20 protein-coding genes are annotated in these 19389 nt (G+C 61.0%); 10 read left to right on the forward strand and 10 right to left on the reverse strand.

All coding sequences use genetic code 11. From position 1 onward, the window contains the following. The 5 genes from ASF70_RS18390 to ASF70_RS18410 form a co-directional block, all read right to left on the reverse strand. Complete coding sequence (locus ASF70_RS18390; protein WP_062461709.1) at nucleotides 1–747, reverse strand: electron transfer flavoprotein subunit beta/FixA family protein; 747 nt, start codon at nucleotides 745–747, stop codon at nucleotides 1–3. 140 nt (nucleotides 748–887) lie between these two features. Continuing rightward, entirely contained in the window at nucleotides 888–1634 is a 747-nt protein-coding gene (locus tag ASF70_RS18395; protein ID WP_062581800.1) for a rhomboid family intramembrane serine protease, read from the reverse strand. Nucleotides 1635–1682: 48 nt separating this feature from the next. Further along, nucleotides 1683–2255, reverse strand: coding sequence for a cob(I)yrinic acid a,c-diamide adenosyltransferase (locus ASF70_RS18400; protein WP_062581802.1), 573 nt, complete (start codon nucleotides 2253–2255; stop codon nucleotides 1683–1685). A gap of 33 nt (nucleotides 2256–2288) precedes the next feature. After that, a complete protein-coding gene (locus ASF70_RS18405; RefSeq protein WP_062461700.1) occupies nucleotides 2289–2492 on the reverse strand; it encodes a twin transmembrane helix small protein in 204 nt (67 codons plus the stop codon). A 28-nt stretch (nucleotides 2493–2520) separates the two neighbouring features. Then, the gene (locus tag ASF70_RS18410; protein WP_062581804.1) at nucleotides 2521–3354 is read right to left on the reverse strand and encodes an SDR family oxidoreductase; all 834 of its coding nucleotides are present in this window, start codon (nucleotides 3352–3354) and stop codon (nucleotides 2521–2523) included. Between the two features lie 100 nt (nucleotides 3355–3454). On the opposite strand from ASF70_RS18410, the gene ASF70_RS18415 reads away from it, so the two are divergent. Then, entirely contained in the window at nucleotides 3455–4444 is a 990-nt protein-coding gene (locus ASF70_RS18415; RefSeq protein WP_062581806.1) for a YihY/virulence factor BrkB family protein, read from the forward strand. Here the strand turns inward: ASF70_RS18415 and gluQRS are convergent. Beyond that, nucleotides 4367–5266, reverse strand: a complete 900-nt coding sequence (gene gluQRS, locus ASF70_RS18420; RefSeq protein WP_062581808.1) for a tRNA glutamyl-Q(34) synthetase GluQRS — start codon at nucleotides 5264–5266, stop codon at nucleotides 4367–4369. The genes ASF70_RS18415 and gluQRS overlap by 78 nt on opposite strands. Before the next feature lie 33 nt (nucleotides 5267–5299). Between gluQRS and ASF70_RS18425 the strand changes: the two genes are divergently transcribed. After that, on the forward strand, nucleotides 5300–5953 hold the full coding sequence (locus tag ASF70_RS18425) for a DNA-3-methyladenine glycosylase 2 family protein (RefSeq protein ID WP_200943564.1): 654 nt from the start codon (nucleotides 5300–5302) through the stop codon (nucleotides 5951–5953). A gap of 101 nt (nucleotides 5954–6054) precedes the next feature. Then, entirely contained in the window at nucleotides 6055–6612 is a 558-nt protein-coding gene (locus ASF70_RS18430) for an HNH endonuclease (RefSeq protein WP_062581810.1), read from the forward strand. Nucleotides 6613–6622: 10 nt separating this feature from the next. Here the strand turns inward: ASF70_RS18430 and ASF70_RS18435 are convergent, their stop codons facing one another. Beyond that, on the reverse strand, nucleotides 6623–7132 hold the full coding sequence (locus ASF70_RS18435; RefSeq protein ID WP_062583038.1) for a disulfide bond formation protein B: 510 nt from the start codon (nucleotides 7130–7132) through the stop codon (nucleotides 6623–6625). A gap of 219 nt (nucleotides 7133–7351) precedes the next feature. Here ASF70_RS18435 and ASF70_RS18440 point away from each other — a divergent pair, with 219 nt between their 5' ends. Beyond that, the gene (locus ASF70_RS18440) at nucleotides 7352–8101 is read left to right on the forward strand and encodes an SDR family oxidoreductase (protein WP_062581812.1); all 750 of its coding nucleotides are present in this window, start codon (nucleotides 7352–7354) and stop codon (nucleotides 8099–8101) included. A 39-nt stretch (nucleotides 8102–8140) separates the two neighbouring features. Here ASF70_RS18440 and ASF70_RS18445 read toward each other — a convergent pair whose 3' ends face one another. Continuing rightward, nucleotides 8141–8575: a helix-turn-helix domain-containing protein gene (locus ASF70_RS18445; RefSeq protein ID WP_062581815.1), complete on the reverse strand. Its 435-nt coding sequence runs from the start codon at nucleotides 8573–8575 to the stop codon at nucleotides 8141–8143. A gap of 153 nt (nucleotides 8576–8728) precedes the next feature. Between ASF70_RS18445 and ligD the strand changes: the two genes are divergently transcribed. Then, the gene (gene ligD, locus ASF70_RS18450; protein WP_062581817.1) at nucleotides 8729–11413 is read left to right on the forward strand and encodes a DNA ligase D; all 2685 of its coding nucleotides are present in this window, start codon (nucleotides 8729–8731) and stop codon (nucleotides 11411–11413) included. A gap of 366 nt (nucleotides 11414–11779) precedes the next feature. Here the strand turns inward: ligD and ASF70_RS18455 are convergent, their stop codons facing one another. Then, nucleotides 11780–12586 (reverse strand): Ku protein, encoded by an 807-nt coding sequence (locus tag ASF70_RS18455; RefSeq protein ID WP_062581819.1) that lies wholly within the window; start codon nucleotides 12584–12586, stop codon nucleotides 11780–11782. Between the two features lie 14 nt (nucleotides 12587–12600). Beyond that, nucleotides 12601–13518 carry a Ku protein gene (locus tag ASF70_RS18460; protein WP_062581821.1) on the reverse strand — a complete coding sequence of 306 codons (918 nt, stop codon included), beginning with the start codon at nucleotides 13516–13518 and terminating at the stop codon, nucleotides 12601–12603. Between the two features lie 218 nt (nucleotides 13519–13736). Here ASF70_RS18460 and coxB point away from each other — a divergent pair, with 218 nt between their 5' ends. The 5 genes from coxB to ASF70_RS18485 are packed head-to-tail and all read left to right on the forward strand — an operon-like array spanning nucleotide 13737 to nucleotide 19384. After that, nucleotides 13737–14804 carry a cytochrome c oxidase subunit II gene (gene coxB, locus ASF70_RS18465; RefSeq protein ID WP_082471970.1) on the forward strand — a complete coding sequence of 356 codons (1068 nt, stop codon included), beginning with the start codon at nucleotides 13737–13739 and terminating at the stop codon, nucleotides 14802–14804. Then, complete coding sequence (gene ctaD / locus ASF70_RS18470) at nucleotides 14801–17317, forward strand: cytochrome c oxidase subunit I (RefSeq protein ID WP_062581824.1); 2517 nt, start codon at nucleotides 14801–14803, stop codon at nucleotides 17315–17317. Before coxB ends, ctaD begins: the two co-directional genes overlap by 4 nt. Beyond that, nucleotides 17314–17697, forward strand: a complete 384-nt coding sequence (locus tag ASF70_RS18475) for a hypothetical protein (RefSeq protein ID WP_062581826.1) — start codon at nucleotides 17314–17316, stop codon at nucleotides 17695–17697. The genes ctaD and ASF70_RS18475 overlap by 4 nt, the downstream gene beginning before the upstream one ends. Further along, entirely contained in the window at nucleotides 17694–18338 is a 645-nt protein-coding gene (locus ASF70_RS18480; RefSeq protein WP_062581829.1) for a cytochrome c oxidase assembly protein, read from the forward strand. The genes ASF70_RS18475 and ASF70_RS18480 overlap by 4 nt, the downstream gene beginning before the upstream one ends. Further along, entirely contained in the window at nucleotides 18335–19384 is a 1050-nt protein-coding gene (locus ASF70_RS18485) for a c-type cytochrome (protein ID WP_062581831.1), read from the forward strand. The genes ASF70_RS18480 and ASF70_RS18485 overlap by 4 nt, the downstream gene beginning before the upstream one ends. The last annotated feature ends 5 nt before the right edge of the window (nucleotides 19385–19389 follow it).

The following is a 19389-nucleotide window of genomic DNA, read 5'->3' on the forward strand; positions in this document are numbered from 1 at the left end:
TCAGATCACGCCGGCGGTCTTCAAGGCGCCGACCAGTTCCTCGACGGACTTAACCTTGATACCAGCCTTACGGCCGCCCGGCTCCTCGGTCTTCAGAACCTTGAGGCGAGGGGCGATATCGACGCCGAAATCGGCTGCGGTCTTCTTGTCGAGCGGCTTCTTCTTCGCCTTCATGATGTTCGGCAAGGACGCATAGCGCGGCTCGTTGAGGCGCAGGTCGGTGGTGACGACGGCTGGAAGCTTGACCTCGACGGTCTGCAGGCCGCCGTCGACTTCGCGGGTGACCACGGCCTTGTCGGCGGAAAGCTCGATCTTCGAGGCAAAGGTTGCCTGGCCGGTGCCAAGCAGTGCTGCCAGCATCTGGCCGGTCTGGTTGGAATCGTCGTCGATCGCCTGCTTGCCGACGATGATGAGGCCCGGCTGTTCGGCGTCGACGACGCCCTTCAGGAGCTTGGCAACGGCAAGCGGTTCAACCGTTTCGTCGGTCTCGATCAGGATCGCCCGATCGGCGCCCATTGCAAGCGCCGTGCGCAGCGTTTCTTCAGCCTTTGCCGGACCGATCGACACGACGATCACTTCCTCTGCCTTGCCAGCCTCTTTCAGGCGCAGGGCTTCCTCGACGGAAATTTCGTCGAACGGGTTCATCGACATCTTGACGTTGGCAAGCTCGACACCGGATCCATCCGGCTTGACGCGGATCTTCACGTTGTAGTCGACGACGCGCTTTACAGGCACCAGGATCTTCATGGGGTCCTTCCTTGACTTTTCTCCAGCCGCAGATTGCGACATCTGCGGCTTATCCATTTGTCAGTGGGCGACATGGATACCCATTTTTGCCCTGATGACAACGTGGATTATCCCATCTGGGTTGCGGTTTTCTCATAGGCCTATTCGGCCGGTCGCGTCTCTTGCAATACGCTTTGCTTGTGCAGCACGGCCTTCGGCGTGACGATCTCGCGGTCGAACAGGGGAACGCCCCGGCGCCGCATCACGATGACGAGTGCGGCGCCCGCCAGAATTCCGCCGACATGCGCGCCCCAGGACACCGCACTATCGGCTTCGAGCCAAAGCATCACGAATTGCTGAACGATCCACAGCGTCAGCGGAACGAAAGCGGGTAGCGGCAGCGGAATTCGAAACAGCACAAGCACCCATACCCGAACGCGCGGATGCAGCAGGAAATAGGCGGCAACCACACCGGAGATCGCACCCGATGCGCCAATCAGCGGCCCCTCGGACATCGGGCCGACGAGGCCGTGCACCAGCGCGCCGGCTGCGGCACAAAGCAGGTAAAATATCAGAAAGCGCACATGCCCCAACGCATCCTCGACATTGTCGCCGAACACCCAGAGAAACAGCATGTTCGATGTAAGGTGCCAGAAATCCAGGTGCAGGAAGGCGTAGGTGACGAAGGTCGCGTCTTCCGGGACCAGCACGGCAGAGGGGTCGAGCACCGCATAGTCGAAGATGATCGCCGGAATGAAGCCGAGACCCAGCGAGGCGATCTCCGTCGTTTCCGACGGAGCAAGGGTCGTGAACAGCCACATGAGCACGTTCGCGGCAATCAGCGAGATCGTCACCCACTGCACGCGGATGTATTTCAGCGCGACGGCATCATGCAGCGGAATGAACATGCGTCGCTTCCTCTCCTCCCGTCCGTCGCGCCTTGGTCGCGCTTTCGCCTAGCGGTTCTTGCCGGGCACCCACAGAATGTCGGTCCTGCCATTCTCGTTGGCGACGCGGGCGGCGACAAACAGGAAATCCGACAGGCGGTTGATATATTTCAGCGCAGCCGGGCCGATCGCCTCATGCCGCGAAAGCTCGACCATCAGCCGTTCGGCACGCCGCGACACGGTGCGGGCGAGATGCAGATAGGCGGATGCCGGCGAACCACCGGGCAGCACGAAGGATTTCAGCGGTTCGAGATAGGTGTTCAGCGCGTCGATCTCGGTTTCGAGACGTGTCGCCTGCGCTTCGATGATCCGCAGAGGCTCGTATTCGGGCTTTTCGCCGGTGTCTGGAGTTGCTAGATCGGCACCGAGATCGAACAGGTCGTTCTGGATGCGAAACAGCATTTGGTCGACTTCCGCCATCCCGTTCGTATGAAGCCGCGCCATGCCGATCGTCGAGTTGACCTCGTCGACCGTGCCATAGGCCTCGACCCTGATATCGTGCTTGTCGCGTCGCGGACCGGATACCAGTGCTGTCGTCCCGTCATCGCCGGTGCGCGTGTAGATCTTGTTGAGCTTGACCATGAAGACTGTAATTTCCTTAGTTCGGCATTTGCTCTAGCTCGGCCGGCCGCCGCCGGTCAGCCAGAGCGTGAACATGATGAGGATGACGGCCACGGCCTGGAGCAGCAGACGCAGTTGCATCAGCTTGTTCGACCGGTTGGCATCGGTGCCCTTCACCATGTTGAACAGGCCCTTGATCAAAACGAGCACGACCAGGCCGATGACGATCACGGTCAGAACGGTGGTAAAGGTGGCCATCGAGATTTTGCTTTCCGCTTGCGGGCGATCAGTCGATCCGTTGCATAAATTTGTAGAAGAGCGCTGCCGGCAGGATGCGTTTCAGAAACGCGCCCTGCTTGGCCGGCTTCGTCACCAGATAATGTGGCTTCGGGTTGTCGGCGGTCAAGGCATGCTTCAGTACCGTGTGAACGGCGTCCGGACCCAGCTTGTGGCGGTTGACCGGCCCGCTCCCGTCCAGCCGCTGCAATTGCCGCTTGTATTGTTCGGCATGCGGCGAATTGACCAGGTCGATATTCTCTTTGACCTTGGCAAGCGCGTTGGCCGTGAACTGCGTGTCGATCGGTCCGGGCTCGATCAGGCTCACATGGATACCGCTTCCGTGAAGCTCCATCCGCATCGTCACGGTCAGACCTTCCAGCGCGAATTTCGAGGCGGTGTAGGCGCCGCGGTAGCGGTAGGGAACGATGCCGAGAATGGAGGAGCAGTTGACGATGCGTCCATGACCCTGTCGCCGCATGACGGGGATGATGCGGGTCGTCAGGTCATGCCAGCCGAACAGATTGGTCTCGAACTGGATCCTGAGCACGTCGGTCGAAAGGTCTTCGACAGCACCTGGCTGGCCATAGGCGCCGTTGTTGAAAAGCGCATCAATGCGGCCGCCGGTGCGGGCGAGAACGGTGTCGACCAGAGCCTCGATCGTCTCAGGCTTGGTGTAGTCCATCAGCAGGGCTTCGATGCCGTCCTCTTCCAGCACCGCCAGATCGGCCTCTTTGCGCACCGTCGCGAACACCCGCCATCCCTCGGATTTCAGCGCGCGGGCACAGTGAGCGCCGATCCCTGAGGAACAGCCTGTCACGATAATCGTTCTTCCGTCTGTCATGCCGATTGCATACCGTTGAGGTCTCTCTGTACAAGTTGCCGCCTACCTTCCATATTTCGCCACAAGCCTCAACTGATCCTGCACTTAAGCTCCTAGGGAGATGTCGTCTTTGGAAGAAAACTCCCCGGTCAGGTGGCCGAGACTGGCGTTCAAGGTGCTTTGGGATGCCTATTGGCATTTCTCGGAGGATGATGGGTGGGCCATGGCGAGCCACGTTGCGCTGTCGGGGCTACTGGCGCTGTTCCCATTCCTGATCTTCGGCACGGCACTTGCCGGCTTTCTCGGTGCAGGCGGGTTTTCGCAAACGACAGTACATCTCCTGTTCGATACGTGGCCGGCCGATGTCGCCGATCCGATCGCGTCTGAACTGCAGCGGGTGCTGGAAATACCGCGCGGCGGGTTGCTGACCGTATCGGTGCTGGCGGCTGCATACTTTGCGTCGAACGGCGTCGAGGCGCTGCGCATCTCGCTCAACCGCGCCTACCGGGTCACCGAGACGCGGCCCTGGTATGTGACGCGTCTTGCTAGTCTCGGCTATGTCATCCTGGCGGTGGTGATCTTTGCGGTCATCAGCATTCTTCTGCTGGCGGTCCCGGTCGCATCGCGGTTTGCCCAGACCCGTTTCCCTTGGCTGATCAGCGATCTCAACGCGGCTGCCAACTGGGGTCTCGTCGGCACAGCGTTTCTCCTGATGATCGGCCTGCTCGGGTCGCACAAATACCTTCCGGCCGGAGATCGCCGGCTGATCGACATCATGCCGGGTGTGGCGCTGACGGTGCTTCTGTGGACATGCTTTGGGTTCGGTTTCGCGGCCTATCTTTCCACCTTCGCCAATTACGCAGCGACCTATGCGGGTCTGGCGTCGATCATGATCGTGCTGATCTTCCTTTATATGGTGGGCGTGATCTTCATGCTCGGCGCCGAGTTCAATGCGGCGTTGATGAAGTACCGGATCTATTCGGTCTTCTCCCGCGTCCGGAAAGAGCGTCGCCGCCGGGGCGATGCTTCGGCTCTAGCCCTTAAGGCCGAGGAGGCCGCGAATGTCGAGCGGGCTGAGACCCGCGTCGCGCAGGGCCGCAAGCCCGGTTGATCCCTCGCTTTTCGACAGTTTTCGCCCGTCTGTGCCGAGGATCAGCCGATGATGGTGGTAGATCGGCTGCGGCAGGCCGAGCAGTTCCTGCAGAAGCCTGTGAACCGAGGTTGCGTGATAGAGATCCATGCCGCGCACCACATGGGTAATGCCCTGCGCCGTGTCGTCGACGGTGACGGAGAGATGGTAGCTCGACGGAGCATCGGAGCGCGACAGGACGACATCGCCCCAGGCTGCCGGATCGGCCGGAACGAGCTTTTCGGCGCCGTCGCTTATCTCCCGCCATGTCAAAGCGTCCGAAACTCTCGCCAGCGCCTTGTCCATGTCGAGCCGCCAGCTGTGGCGGATGCCGCTTTCGATCAGCGTCTTTCGTTTGGTCTCGCTCAGGTACCGGTCATGATTAGGATAGAGCGCTGACCCATCCGGGTCGCGCGGCCATGTCGCGCCATCGGCCTCGAAATCTGCGACCCTTGCCTTCACCTCGCCGCGCGTCATGAAGGCCGGATAGACGAGCCCCATCTCCATCAATTCAGCAAGTGCTTCACGGTAGGTCTCGAAATGCTCGGACTGGCGGCGCGGCGGTTCTTCCCAGGAAAGGCCAAGCCAGTGAAGGTCGCGGTAGATGGCGTCCTCGTAGTTAGGCGTCGAGCGAGCAAGATCGATATCCTCGATCCGCAGCAGGAAGCGGCCATTCATGTCCCGGGCCATGTCGTGGTTGAGGATGGCCGACAGCGCGTGCCCGAGATGCAGCAGTCCGTTCGGGCTTGGCGCGAAACGCAGGATTGGTCTATCAGGATCAGTGGCGATTTGGGCGGCTGGCATGCCTCCTTCTGCCATGATTTGTGATGCGCAACCATGGAGAAAACCGTGCGGATCATCCGCGACCGATCGGATATCGACGAGGGGCTTACCGAACTGGTGATCGCCGATCCGCGCCTTGCCCCCATCATCGAGCTGTCCGGCGAGCTGCCACTGCGGCTGATCGAGCCGGGTTTTGCCGGCCTTGCCTCCATCATCGTCTCGCAGGTCGTATCGCGGGCAAGCGCCGACGCGATCTGGAAGCGTATGGGGGCTGTCGGTGCCACCGAAGCAGAGGCTTTTGCAGCGCTCGATCCCGAGGTCGTGGCGAGCTTCGGTCTATCGCGGGCCAAGGCTGCGACGCTGATGCATCTTGCGACGGCGATTGCGCAGAAGGGCTTCGATCTCGATGCCATCGCGGGACTGGAGGCATCAGAGGCGACACGACAGCTGATCGCACTTCCCGGCATCGGTCCCTGGACGGCAGAGTGCTACATGATGTTTTCCGCGGGCCACCCGGATTTCTTTCCGGTAGGTGACGTGGCGCTGCAGGCAGCGGTTGCCGATGGGCTTGGCATGGAAGCGCGCCCGACAGAAAAGCAGCTCGCCGCCATCGCGCTCATCTGGCGTCCCTGGCGCTCGGTCGCGACGAGGCTTTTCTGGTCCTATTACGGTGTCCGGACGAAGCGCGACGTCTCTCCGATTTTGTGAAGTTTGAGTGACGGAGCCGCCTGTATTTAAAGGGCTTCACAATCCTGTAACAACGGTCCTAATATAGAGGAGATAGATGCCGAATCCGTTAGGAGCGTCATTTGACGATTGCAGTCTCCCCGCAGGCCTTACCGGCGCTCGTGTTGAACGCTGACTATCGGCCACTGAGCTATTATCCCTTGTCGTTGTGGTCCTGGCAGGACGCGATCAAGGCGGTTTTCCTCGACCGTGTGAACATCATTGCCGAATATGAGCATTCGGTGTGTTCGCCCAGCTTCTCGATGAAACTGCCAAGCGTCGTCAGCCTGAAGACCTATATCCAGCCGACCCGCAATCCCGCCTTTACCCGCTTCAACGTGTTCCTGCGCGACAAGTTCGAGTGCCAGTATTGCGGCGATCATGACGATCTGACCTTCGATCACGTCATTCCGCGCGCTCATGGCGGCGAAACGACCTGGCAGAATGTTGTCGCGGCATGTTCACCCTGCAATTTGCGCAAGGGCAGCAAGCTTCCCAAGCAGGCCGGCATGTTCCCGCACCAGAAGCCTTACGCGCCGACCGTGCAGGACCTGCACAACAACGGCCGGCTGTTTCCGCCCAACTATCTGCACGAAAGCTGGATGGATTATCTCTACTGGGATTCCGAGCTGCAGCCGTAAGAGTTACGTCTCACGCGGCCTTCTTGGCACCGATGAAGGCGATGGCCGCGAGGATGACGCTGGCGATCACGTTCCAGCCTGCAAAGGACAGACCGAGCACGCGGAGTGCTGCTTCCGTGCAGGACGGACCATGCACCGTGTTGAGGTCGGAGAGAAGGCTGCCGGCATTGGTGGTGACGCCCGCGCCGCCGCCGCAGCTTGCGGGACCTTCCCAGAAAGCCCATTCGACGCCCGCGTGATAAACGCCCATCCCGGCGCCAACCAGCATCATCAGGCCGACAAGGATCAGAAGCGTGCGGCCGATCCAGGCGGGCATGCCGAATGCCAGGGCACCCATCGCAAGAATGCCGACCGGAATTGCGTAGTAATAGGGTTCGCGCTGCAGCAGGCACATCGCGCAGGGAATATAGCCGCCGAGATACTGGAAGCCAAGGGCCGTGCCGACGGTTGCCGCCATGCCGAGCGTGACGATGACCGCATGGCCGAGACCCTTGCGGGCATGGGTGGTGGAAGCTGTCAGCGCCATCGGCTTATCCTTGTATTCCCGACGAGATTTCGGGCGCAGCTGTAAATCAGAACCGGCCACCCTGTAAACCGTGCGCCCCTTGTCAGGCAGGCCGTGTGCGGCACATTGCCGTGATGGGCGCATCCGATTTCCTATTTCTTACTAAAAGGTGCCTTCTTACTAAAAGTTACTATTGGTGATATTGAAGCGCATCAGCAGCATTGGAGAATGCAAATGGATTTCACGAAAGCAACAATCCTGATCACGGGCGGCAATTCCGGCATCGGCCGCGGTCTCGCCGTCGCCCTTTCCGAACGCGGCGCGAAGGTGATCGTTACCGGGCGCAACGAGGCAAGCCTGAATGAAACGCTGAAGGACAATCCGGCGCTTTCCGGATACCAGCTCGATGTGACGGACAAGGACGGTCTGAACGAGTTTGCCGCTTCGGTCGTGAAGGACCATCCGGATCTCAACGTCGTCATCCACAATGCCGGCATCATGGAACGCGAGAACGTGCTCGCTGATGTCTACGACGTCGATGTGGCCGAGCGCACCATCACCACCAATCTTCTCGCGCCGATCTGGCTCACCTCGGCCCTGCTTCCGCATCTGCGCCAGAAGCCGGAAGCGGCGATCGTCACCGTCTCCTCCGGCCTCGCCTTCGTGCCGCGCACCGATTCCATGACCTATAGCGCCACCAAGGCGGCCATTCATTCCTGGACGATGAGCCTGCGGCACGAGTTGCGCAGCACCAAGATTGCCGTGGTGGAGCTTGCCCCGCCGCAGGTGGCAACGGAGCTGACGCCCGGCCAGTCGAAATTCGCGACGGCCATGCCGCTTGCCAATTTCGTGTCCGAATCCGTCGGTCTGCTCTGCGCCGATCCGACGCCGTCGGAAGTGATGGTTCAGCGTGTGATGCGGCAGCGCACGGCCGAAGCCACAGGCAATTTCGACCAGGTCTTTTCGATGATCAACCCGAGCTGACGGCTGCAATTTCTGGAGGCGGCGGTATCGCCGCCGTTTTCAGTCTTCGTCGTCGAATGCTGTCCGGGCCTTTGCCACCGCATCGTGGTTTTCGACCGCCCAGATCCACACATTGCAGAAGGCTGCCCCCAGCGTCAGGCCGAGCGGCGAGAGGCTGTATTCCACCTTGGGCGGCACGCAGGCATAGGTCTTGCGAATGACCAGACCGTCGCGTTCCATGCGCCGAAGCGTCTGGGTCAGCATTTTCTGGCTGATGCCGGTGACGCGGCGGGCGAGGTCGGAAAACCTTAAAACCCCTTCGTCCCACAGCGTATCCAGGATGACGACCGTCCACTTGTCGGCAAAGCCCGAGATCATCTGGCGGACGAGGTCTTCCACCTTGGGATCGACATTGTCAGGATAATCGCGCGCCTTGTAGCTCTCTGCCCGCGCCACTTCATCAGCTGTGAAGACCGGCTTCTGCTGGATGCTCATGGCGTCGTGTCCCTTGCTGTCTAACGCTGAGAGCGTTTGTACCTAAAAGAGAGTTAGCCAGCAAGACGAGGGCCTTCGATCCATCCACCGTGCGTTGTGGAACCATTGCGCCGGTGGGACATTCGGACTCCCTAGCCGTGCCGGGAGCGTTCCATGTCCGATACTCTTTCAACCTACCGCAGCAAGCGTGATTTCAATAAAACCAAGGAGCCGAGCGGCGCCGCTGAAGTGCGGCCGTCCAAGCGTGGCCGCTTCGTCATACAGAAACACGATGCGACGCGACTGCATTACGATCTGCGGCTGGAAATGGACGGCGTTTTCAAGTCCTGGGCGGTGACCCGCGGCCCGTCGCTCGATCCTCAGGACAAGCGCCTTGCGGTCGAGGTCGAGGATCATCCTCTCGATTACGGCGATTTCGAAGGGACCATTCCGAAAGGCGAGTATGGCGGCGGCACGGTCATGCTGTGGGATCGGGGATACTGGGAAGTCGATGGCGCGCTTCCACTCGAAAAGGCGCTCGCCAAGGGCGATTTCAAGTTCATCCTGGATGGCGAGAGGCTGCAGGGCGGCTTCGTGCTGGTGCGGATGAAAAAAGATCGCGATGGCGGCAAGCGCACCAACTGGCTGCTGATCAAGCATCACGACGATCACTCGGTCGACAAGGATGGCGATGCGGTCCTGAAGGAGACCGAAACCTCGGTCGCTTCCGGTCGCGACATGGCGACGATTGCTGCGGGCAAGGGGCGCAAGCCGAAGCCGTTCATGCTGACCAGCAGCGCGGTCGATGCGGATGCGGTGTGGGACAGCAGCGAAGGACTGGCGGCTGACGAACGGCGCGGCAAGACCAAGGGCAAGGGCGCAGATAAGGGCAAGAGCGCAGATAAGGCGAAACCGGCCTCGGAAAAAATGCCGGATTTCATCGCACCGCAGCTCTGCCAGATCCGCGACCGTCCACCATCGGCAGAAGGCTGGCTGCATGAGATCAAGTTCGATGGATATCGGGTTCAGATGCGCGTGCAGGATGGCAAGACGATCCTGAGAACCCGCAAGGGGCTCGACTGGACGGATCGTTTTTCGCAGATCGCCAAGGATGCAGCAGTGCTGCCGGATACGGTCATCGACGGAGAGATCTGCGCGCTCGATCACGACGGCGCGCCGGATTTTGCAGCGCTGCAGGCCGCACTTTCCGAGGACAAGACAGACGACCTCGTCTATTTTGCCTTCGATCTCCTCTTCCACGAGGGGCAGGACATGCGCGACATGCCGCTGGACGAGCGCAAATCGCGGCTGTCGCAGGTGATTGCCGAGGCGGAAGCCGGCACACGGATCCGCTATGTCGACCATTTCGAAACCGGTGGCGATGCGGTTCTGCGTTCCGCCTGCCGGCTTTCGCTGGAAGGCATCGTCTCGAAACAGGCGGACGCGCCGTACCGGTCGGGGCGAAGCGACACCTGGGTCAAGGCCAAGTGCCGGGCCGGCCACGAAGTGGTGATCGGCGGCTATGCGACAACCGAAGGCAAGTTCCGCTCGCTTCTCGCCGGGGTCTATCGCGACAACCATTTCGTCTATGTCGGACGCGTCGGAACCGGTTTTGGTGCGGGCAGGGCTGCGGATCTGATGTCCAAGCTCGAACCGCTTTCAGCCGAGAAAAGTCCGTTTACCGGTATCGGAGCGCCGAAGAAGACCAAGGACATGCATTGGGTGAAACCGGAGCTGGTTGCCGAGATCCAGTTCGCGGGCTGGACCAATGATGGTCAGGTGCGCCAGGCGGCATTCAAGGGCCTGCGCGAAGACAAGCCGGCTGATGAAGTTGAGGCGGAAAAGCCGGCTTCACCGGATCAGGAGACGCCGCAGCCAAAGGCGGAAAAGACCGCCAGCGGCGCGAAACCCACGAAGGTGCCGCGCGGCAGGGGCGGCAAGGCGGAAGTGATGGGCGTGATGCTCTCCAATCCCGACAAGCCGCTCTGGCCAAGCGATGCCCAGAACGGTGACACGCCTGTTACCAAGGAGGATCTCGGCCATTACTACGAATCGGTCGCGGGCTGGATGATAGAGCACATCAAGGGTCGGCCCTGCTCGGTCATCCGCGCGCCCGACGGGATCGGCGGCGAGCAGTTCTTCCAGCGGCATGCCATGCAGGGCACATCGAACCTTCTGGAACTGGTCAAGGTCCATGGCGACAAGAAGGCCTATCTGCAGGTCGATCGCATCGAGGGACTGGCAGCTCTCGCGCAGGTCGGATCGCTGGAACTGCACCCATGGAACTGCCAGCCGACCAAGCCCGAAGTTCCCGGGCGGCTTGTGTTCGACCTAGATCCCGCTCCCGATGTCGCCTTCCCGAGGGTGGTCGAGGCCGCTCGTGAAATCCGGGACCGTCTCGACGAACTGGGGCTGATGAGCTTTTGCAAGACGACGGGCGGCAAGGGCCTGCATGTGGTCGTGCCGCTGAAGACGGGCGGCCGCAAGGAGTTGACGTGGGATGAGGCCAAGGATTTCGCGCACCGGGTTTCCAACCTGATGGCGCAGGACGATCCCGATCTCTATCTCACCAAGATGTCGAAGAAGCTGCGTGAAGGCCGCATCTTCATCGACTATCTGCGAAACGACCGCATGGCGACGGCCGTCGCGCCGCTTTCGCCGCGTGCGCGCGAGGGTGCGACGGTGTCCATGCCGCTCACCTGGAGCCAGGTCAAAGCCGACCTCGACCCGCAGCGCTTCACCATTCATACGGTGCCGGCGCTGATTGCGAAAAGCGAAGCGTGGAAAGACTATTGCGATGCCGAACGGCCGCTTGCCGAGGCGATCAAGCGATTGAAGAAGGTTGAGGCCCGGGGCTGAGGGGTGAGGACAGTAGGCCGGCGTTCGGCCTACTCACGCAGCTGACAATGCTGTTATTGAACAACTCTACAGTCAATTGGAAAAGTGAGCCTAGTCCCAAACGCCCCTCATCCTCGCCCTTGTGGCGTGGATCCAGTCAGCTCAAGTCCTTGAGCTGACAAGAGCCTTCGACCCGACAGGCGTCGTGTAGCTGGATCCCCGCCACAAGGGTGAGGATGAGGGAAGTGGGGCGTCGCTCTCGTCAAGCAACGCGCGGCTGGGGGACTTTCAAGGCCTGCGCGACCGAGGTATCGCCTGCATCCTGAGCAGTAGCTTCTTCAGTGGTTGTCAGCAGCCTGAGGCCACCGTTCCCCAGAAGCCTTTAGCCTACTTGCTTTTCCGCTTGTCGGCCGCCAGCGAGCGTTTCAGCGCATCCATGATGTCGATGACGTTGCTGGGCTTCTCCGAGTCTTCCTGTTCGGCTTTCTTTGCTGTCGGCCGGCGCTGCTTCTTTTTCGACTTGATGATGTCGAGCAGATTGTCCTGCACCGGATCTGTCACGAATTTTGCGTCCCAGGGGCGGGTCTGCTGTTCGATCAGCTTGCGGATCAGCGGAAGTGTCTCTTTCTCGGGCTCCGCCTTGTCCAGTCCGTCGAAATAGTCCTTGGCTTCTCGCACCTCGTCGCCGTAGCGCAGCGTCCAGAGAACGATGCCCTTGCCGCGGGGCTCGATCATCACGGCCCGCTCGCGCCGGCCGAGCACCAGTCGCGAGATGCCGACCATCTCCTGGCTGTCCATCGCGGCGCGGATCACCGAGAATGCCTCTTCGCTGACCTTTTCGTTGGGCGTCAGATAGTAGGGCGTATCGAGCCAGATCCAGTCGATTTCGGAACGCGGCGTGAAGGTCGAGATATCGATCGTCTTGGTGCTTTCGAGCGCGACATTGTCGAGCTCCTCGTCTTCCAGCATCACGTAGTCGTCTTCGCCGCGCTGATAGCCTTTGACTTCATCGTCGTCACGCACGGGCTTGCCGGTCACCGAATCCACGTAGTGGCTCTGCACCCGGTTGCCGGTTTCGCGGTTGAGCGTGTGAAAGCGCACCTTCTCGCTTTCCGAGGTCGCCGGTGTCATCTCGACGGAGCAGGTGACGAGCGAAAGCTTCAGATAGCCTTTCCAGTAGGGACGTATCGCCATGGCTGTCGTTTCCCTTAACCGGCCTTGCGGCGCGTGCTTGTCGAGGATGATGGTGCTGACTTGGCAGTCTTGCGCGGCGTCTTGTTGGTGTTGGCGGATTTCGGCTTGGCGCTCGCCTTGGTCTTTGCCTTCGGCTTGTCCGTTGATCCGGACTTGCCGCCCATGCCGGCGCTTTCACGCAGGGCCTGCAGAAGATCGGATGGTTTGGAGGCTGTCGGGGCCTTCCGCTTCGGGATCTTCTTGCCCTCGAGCTTCGCCTTCACCAGTTCGGCCAGCGCTTCTTCATACCGGTCGTCGAACTTGGTCGGGTCGTAGCTACCCTTCTTGGTGCCGATGATATGGGAGGCGAGTTCGAGCATCTCCTTGTCGATCTTGACCTCTGTCACGTCTTCGAAGGCCTTGTCCGTCGAGCGGACCTCGTAATCGAAATTGAGCGTGGTGCCGATCAGCCCGTCGCCGTGGGGACGGATCAGCACTGTCCGCAACCGCCGGAAAAGCACGGTGCTGGCGATCGCTGCGACGCCCGCCTCCTTCATGCCGTCGCGCAGAAGCGCAAAGGCTTCCTCGCCGAGCTTCTGGGGCGCGAGATAGTAGGGCTTGTCGAAATAGATGTCGTCGATCTCCGCGCAGGAGATGAACGCGTCGATATCGAGCGTCTTGTCGCTCTCGGGGATAGCGGCGGCGATCTCGTCTGGCTCCAGCACCACGTATTTGCCGCTGCCGGTCTCGTAGCCCTTCACCTGGTCGTCGTGCTCGACGGGGTCACCTGTCTCGCTGTCCACAAACTCGCGGCGCACGCGATTTCCGGTCTTGCGATTGAGGATGTTGAAGCTGATCCGGTCCGACGATGAAACCGCCGTATAGAGCGCGACGGGGCAACTCACCTCGCCGAACTTGATATGACCTTTCCAGTTGGCACGTGGTGCACTCATATCAACCTGCTCCCTTGCTTGACGGCGAGATCGTCAACGAACGTGACGTAACGGAGCCAGAGGGCGATAGTTCCTTTTCGCGAGCGGTTGTCATGAAGTTCGATGAGACGCGGCCCTTAACGCTCATCGTTTTCACCGGGTAAAAAAATTTCGTTTGGGGTGGGAACAAATTTAGAAGTCATGCATTGCGCCTGTTCGAGCCGGGGGTGAAGAGCAGAATGAACGATGACCGCGTGACCGGCGACAGCCGGCCAACCCGATCTCAAACCTATTTCGACGATGTCATCGTCCGCGCCCTTCTGCCTGCGGCGAAAGCAGTCCTTTCCCTAATTCTCCTCTGTCCGCTGATGGTTTCCTGCTCCGGCGTGCAGTCGGTGCTTGATCCCGCGGGACGGGAAGCCGCGGGTGTCGCGACACTGTTCTTCGCGATGCTGATCGGCGGCGCGGTGATCTGGGTCGGCGTCGTGGTGCTTCTGTTTTATGCGGCGCGCAAGAAGAACGCCCATTCCGAACAAGGGGCGGGCAGGCTGATCCTCTGGGGCGGCGCCGTGATGCCCTGCATCGTTCTTGGCGCGCTGTTATCCTACGCCATGTGGCTGATGCCCAATGTCCGTCCGTTTTTCTCGGGAGGCGGTGAGGGGCTGCAACAGATCGATGTCACGGGCGAGCAGTACTGGTGGCGGGTCCGTTATCTCGATCCGGACGGTTCCATCGCCTTCGAGACCGCCAACGAGATCCGCATGCCGGTCGGCGAGCGGGTGGCGTTTCAGCTGACCTCACCCGATGTCATCCATTCGTTCTGGATCCCGGTGCTCGGCGGCAAGATGGACATGATCCCTGGTCGTCGCAACGTGCTGACGCTGGAGGGTGACAAGCCCGGCTCCTATCGCGGTGTCTGCGCCGAATTCTGCGGCACCTCGCATGCGCTGATGGGCTTTACCGTGGAGGTGATGGAAAAGCCGGCCTATGACGCCTGGCTCGCCTCCCGCCGCAGCGCTTCCGGTGGCGGCGATGCCGAGGGACTGGCGCTGTTTCTGAAACACGGCTGTTCCGCCTGCCATGCGATTTCAGGCACCGAGGCGCGCGGCGTCATCGGCCCGGATCTGACTGCATTCGGCGAGCGCGGTTCGGTCGGTGCCGGCACGCTTGGCAATTCCACCGCCGATATCGCCCGCTTCCTGCGCGATCCCGCCGTCATCAAGCCCGGCGTGCGGATGCCGCATTACAACATGGTGCCTGAAGCCGAAACCGATCGCATTGCACAGTATCTGAAGGGGCTTCGATGAGCGTTGAACTCGGAAATTTCTCGCCCGAGGAGCGCGCCGCCCAGGAAAAGAGGCTGCGCGACACCTGGGAAACGCCAAAGGGCTGGCGCTACTGGACCTCGGTCAACAACAGCGAGATCGGGCTCTGGTACGGCGTCACCGCATTCGTCTTCATGCTGTTTGCCGGCGTTCTAGGGCTGCTCATCCGGCTGCAGCTTGTCGTTCCCAACAATGACTTCATGTCGGCCGAGCTGTTCAACCAGGTCTTCACCCTGCATGGCACGGTCATGATGTTCCTGTTCGCGGTGCCGATCTTCGAGGCGATCGCGATCTTTCTCCTACCGTCCATGCTTGGTGCACGCGAACTGCCGTTCCCGCGTCTATCGGCCTTCGGCTACTGGAGCTTCCTTCTCGGCGGCATCTTCGTCTGCGGCTCGATCTTCTTCAACGCGGCACCCAATGCCGGCTGGTTCATGTATCCGCCGCTTGCGACAGACAAGGAATATGCCGGCATCGGCGCCGACATCTGGCTGCTTGGCCTCTCCTTCATCGAGGTGGCATCGATTGCGGCCGCCGTCGAGATCATCGTCGGCATCATGAAATGCCGCGCACCCGGCATGCGTATCAACATGATGCCGATGTTTGCCTGGTATCTCCTGATCGTCGCGGGGATGATCCTGTTTGCCTTCCCGCCGCTGATTGCCGGCGACATCCTGTTCGAGATGGAACGGATGTTCAACTGGCCGTTCTTCGATCCATCGCGCGGCGGCGATCCCTTGCTCTGGCAGCATCTGTTTTGGATCTTCGGCCATCCGGAAGTCTATATCGTCTTCCTGCCGGCCATCGCCTTGATGGCGATGATCGTGCCGACGTTTTCGCAGCGTCCGATCGTCGGCTATTCCTGGATCGTGCTGGCCGCTGTCGGCACGGGTTTCCTGAGTTTCGGGTTGTGGGTCCACCACATGTTCGCGACCGGTCTGCCGCAGATTTCGCTCGCCTTCTTCTCGGCGGCATCGGAAGCGGTGGCGATCCCGACCGGGGTGCAGATCTTCGTATTCATCGCCACCATGCTTGCGGGACGGGTGATCTTTTCCGTGCCGATGCTGTTTGGGGCGGGCGGTCTGATCATCTTCGTGATCGGCGGGCTGACCGGCGTCATGGTGGCGCTCGTTCCGTTCGACTGGCAGGCGCATGACACCTATTTCATCGTGGCGCACCTGCATTACGTGCTGATCGGCGGCATGTTCTTCCCGATCGTCGCCGGCATCTACTATTACTTCCCGTTCGTCACCGGCAAAAAGCTGTCGGATGCCTGGGGCAAGGTGTCGTTCTGGCTGATGTTTACAGGCTTCAACACCGCGTTCTTCCCGATGCATTTTTCCGGGCTGCGGGGCATGCCGCGACGCGTCTTCACCTACCCGGAAGAATTCGGCTGGGATATTTTCAACCTCGTCTCGACCATCGGCGCCTTCATCTTTGCAGCCGGTGTCGCCACCTTCGTGATCGACATCTTCCGCCCGAAACCCAAGCCGGCAGAGCGCAATCTCAACCCGTGGAATTCCGGCACGCTGGAATGGACCAACGATCCGGATGAGAGCTGGGGCATGCGCTCCGTGCCCATCATCACCAGCCGCTATCCGCTCTGGGACCAGCCCAACCTGCAGGCCGATATCGAGGCTGGCCGGTTCTATCTGCCGGATGCGAAATCCGGCAGGCGTGAGACGCTGGTCACGTCGGTGCTCGATGCCAAGCCGCTGCAGTGCCTGCGCGTCGGCGGTGTGTCCTATGTCACCATCATAGCCGCCCTGTCGCTGGGTGGCGTGTTTATCGCGCTCACCTTCCACTGGTGGATCCCCACCATCATCTGCGCCATCATCACCTTTATCGCAATCATCTATTGGCTGTGGACGGGCACGGCACAGATTCCGGAGACGGCTGAAACCGATGTCGGGCTGGGCCTCAGCCTGCCGGTCTATGTTTCAGGCCCCGCGTCCGTCGGATGGTGGGCGATGTTCATCACTATGGTCGGTGACGGTACCGCCTTTGCCAGCCTGATCTTCGGCTATTTCTTCTACTGGACGGTGCATGACGATTATACCGGCGTCAGTGCCGGGCCCGGCGTGTTCTGGCCGATGGTGGCACTACTGCTTTATCTAGCGGCCTGGGGCCTGACGATGCTGGCCCGGCAGCTGAACGAGAAGGGCCCAACGGGTTGCCGCTTTGCCCTCGTTGCAGCCGCAGCCGTTACCATCGCCGCCTCGCTTGCCGGTCTCGCCGGTCCATATCTTACCGGCATGGACCCGACTTCCAACGTCTATCCGGCCACCGTCTGGGTGATTGCCCTCTGGACCGTCATCCACGGCGTGGTCGGCGTCGTGATGCAGCTCTACTGCCTTGCCCGCAGCCTCACCGGCAATATGACAGGCGAATACGATCAGGATATCCGCAACGTCACGCTCTACTGGCATTTCATGGCGTTTACCGCCGTCGTCACGTTCGGCGTGCTCGGTCTCTTTCCGCTGGTGGCATCATGAAGAGCGTTATCCCCCGCGAGGTCGAAACTCTCTGGACCCTGTTTACGGCGCCAGTGGTTTGGGCGCTGCATTTCATCATCTGCTATGCGACGGTCGCGGTTTTCTGCGCCAAGCGTCTGCCGGCGTCGTTCAGCTTCGATACGGTCCGGATCGTGCTTGTCGTCGTGACACTCGCCGCGCTCGCGATGATCGTGCTTTCGGCCTATCTCGCCTGGCGCCAGTGGGGGTTCGGTGCCAGGGACGCGCCGCATGACGAACCGACGCGCTCGTCGCGCACGCTGTTCCAAGGGTTTGCAACGCTGCTTCTGTCGGGCCTGAGCTTCGTGTCGGTCGTCTATGCGGCCATTCCGCTGATCTTCATTGCGGAGTGCCAGCCATGAAACGCCTTGCGCTGATCTCGGGAGCGCTGGTCCTCGGTCTGCTGTGGTTCGGCATCCTGCCGTTTTCCGATCGTGGCTCGTTCTCGGTGCACATGGTCGCGCATATGGGTGTCGTTGCCATCGCGTCGCCGCTGATCGCGTTTGGCATGTCCGGAACGCGCTTCGATTTCACGGCCGGTCATCTCTGGCTCACACCGATGCTCGCCTCGGTGCTGGAACTGTTTGCCGTCTGGGGCTGGCATATTCCGGCCATGCGCGAGCTATCGGAAGGGTCGGTCCCGTTCGCAGCGCTTGAGCAACTGGTGTTTCTAACGGCAGGGCTGACATTGTGGCTCTCCTGTTTGGGCGGTGCCACATCCGGGCGCGAAGCGCGGCGTCTTGCCGGCACGTTCGGCCTGCTGTTTACATCCATGCATATGACGCTGCTCGGCGCGCTCCTGTCGCTGTCGCCGAGGCCGCTTTATGGGGAGGGGGAGGTGAGCTGTTTCGGCATTCCGCTGACGGCACTCGCCGATCAGCAGACAGGCGGTGTGGTGATGCTGCTGGTTGGTGCTATCGTCTATCTTGCAGGCGGCGTGGCGCTGCTTGCCGGCATGCTGAGGCACGATCCGGCGCCGGAGCTTGGGGGGAACGGACGATGACGATCCGCTGGAAGTATCTGATCATTCTTGCAGTGCTTGCTCCAATCCTCGGGCTTGGCGTGGCCTGGTCGGGCCTGATCAGCGTGCGCGCCTCGACCGGACACTGGGCGGCCACCGACTGGTTCCTGCATTGGGTGATGCGCAATTCGGTCAGCACCGCCTCAATGTCGGTCGATCCGCCACCGCTCGACAATCCGGCTTTCGTGCCGGCCGCTGCAGGTCACTTCGAAAGCGGCTGTGCCACTTGTCACGGATCGCCGGCGCAGGGCCGTTCCGATGCCGTGCTGTCGATGCTGCCACCGCCACCGGATCTCAAGGAAGTCGTGCCGACCTGGACCGACGCACAGCTGTTCGAGATCGTCAAGCATGGTGTTCGCTTTACCGGCATGCCGGCCTGGCCGGTGCAGACACGCGACGACGAAGTCTGGGCGATGGTGGCGTTCTTGCGCAAACTGCCCGAGATGGACGGCAAGGCCTATATCGCCGCGTCAGGTCTGCACGGTATGGGAACCGCGGGCGAAGTATCGCCGCTGCCGATCACCTGCGAAAGCTGTCATGCGGAAGCAAAGCTCAACGATGGCAGCATAATCCCGCGTCTCGCGGGACAGACGGAGACCTATCTGCTGGAAAGCCTCAAGGCCTATCACGACAACCGGCGGCCAAGCGGCATCATGGGTGTCGCAGTCGGGACGCTCCCGGAGGAAAGCCTGCCGGAACTGGCGCGCTACTATGCCGGTCAGCAAAGTCCGAAACGCGATATGCCGCCGAAGGACCAGGCGCTTGTGGAAAGAGGCCGCGAGCTTGCCGAAAAGGGACGGTCAGCGGACAAGATCCCCGTCTGTCTCAGCTGTCATGACAAGGACGGTGCGAACCCTGCCTATCCGAAATTGTCGGGTCAGAATGCCGCCTATCTGAAGCAGCAGCTCGATCTGTTTCGAGGCGGCGCTCGTGGCGGCACGGCATCGAGCCATCTGATGGTGAATGCTGCAAAATATCTTCAGGACGACGATATCGATGCTCTCTCGGCTTTCTTCAGCCAGCGCTGACGCCT

The organism is Rhizobium sp. Leaf321, assembly GCF_001423215.1.
Classification (GTDB): Bacteria; Pseudomonadota; Alphaproteobacteria; order Rhizobiales; family Rhizobiaceae; genus Neorhizobium; species Neorhizobium soli.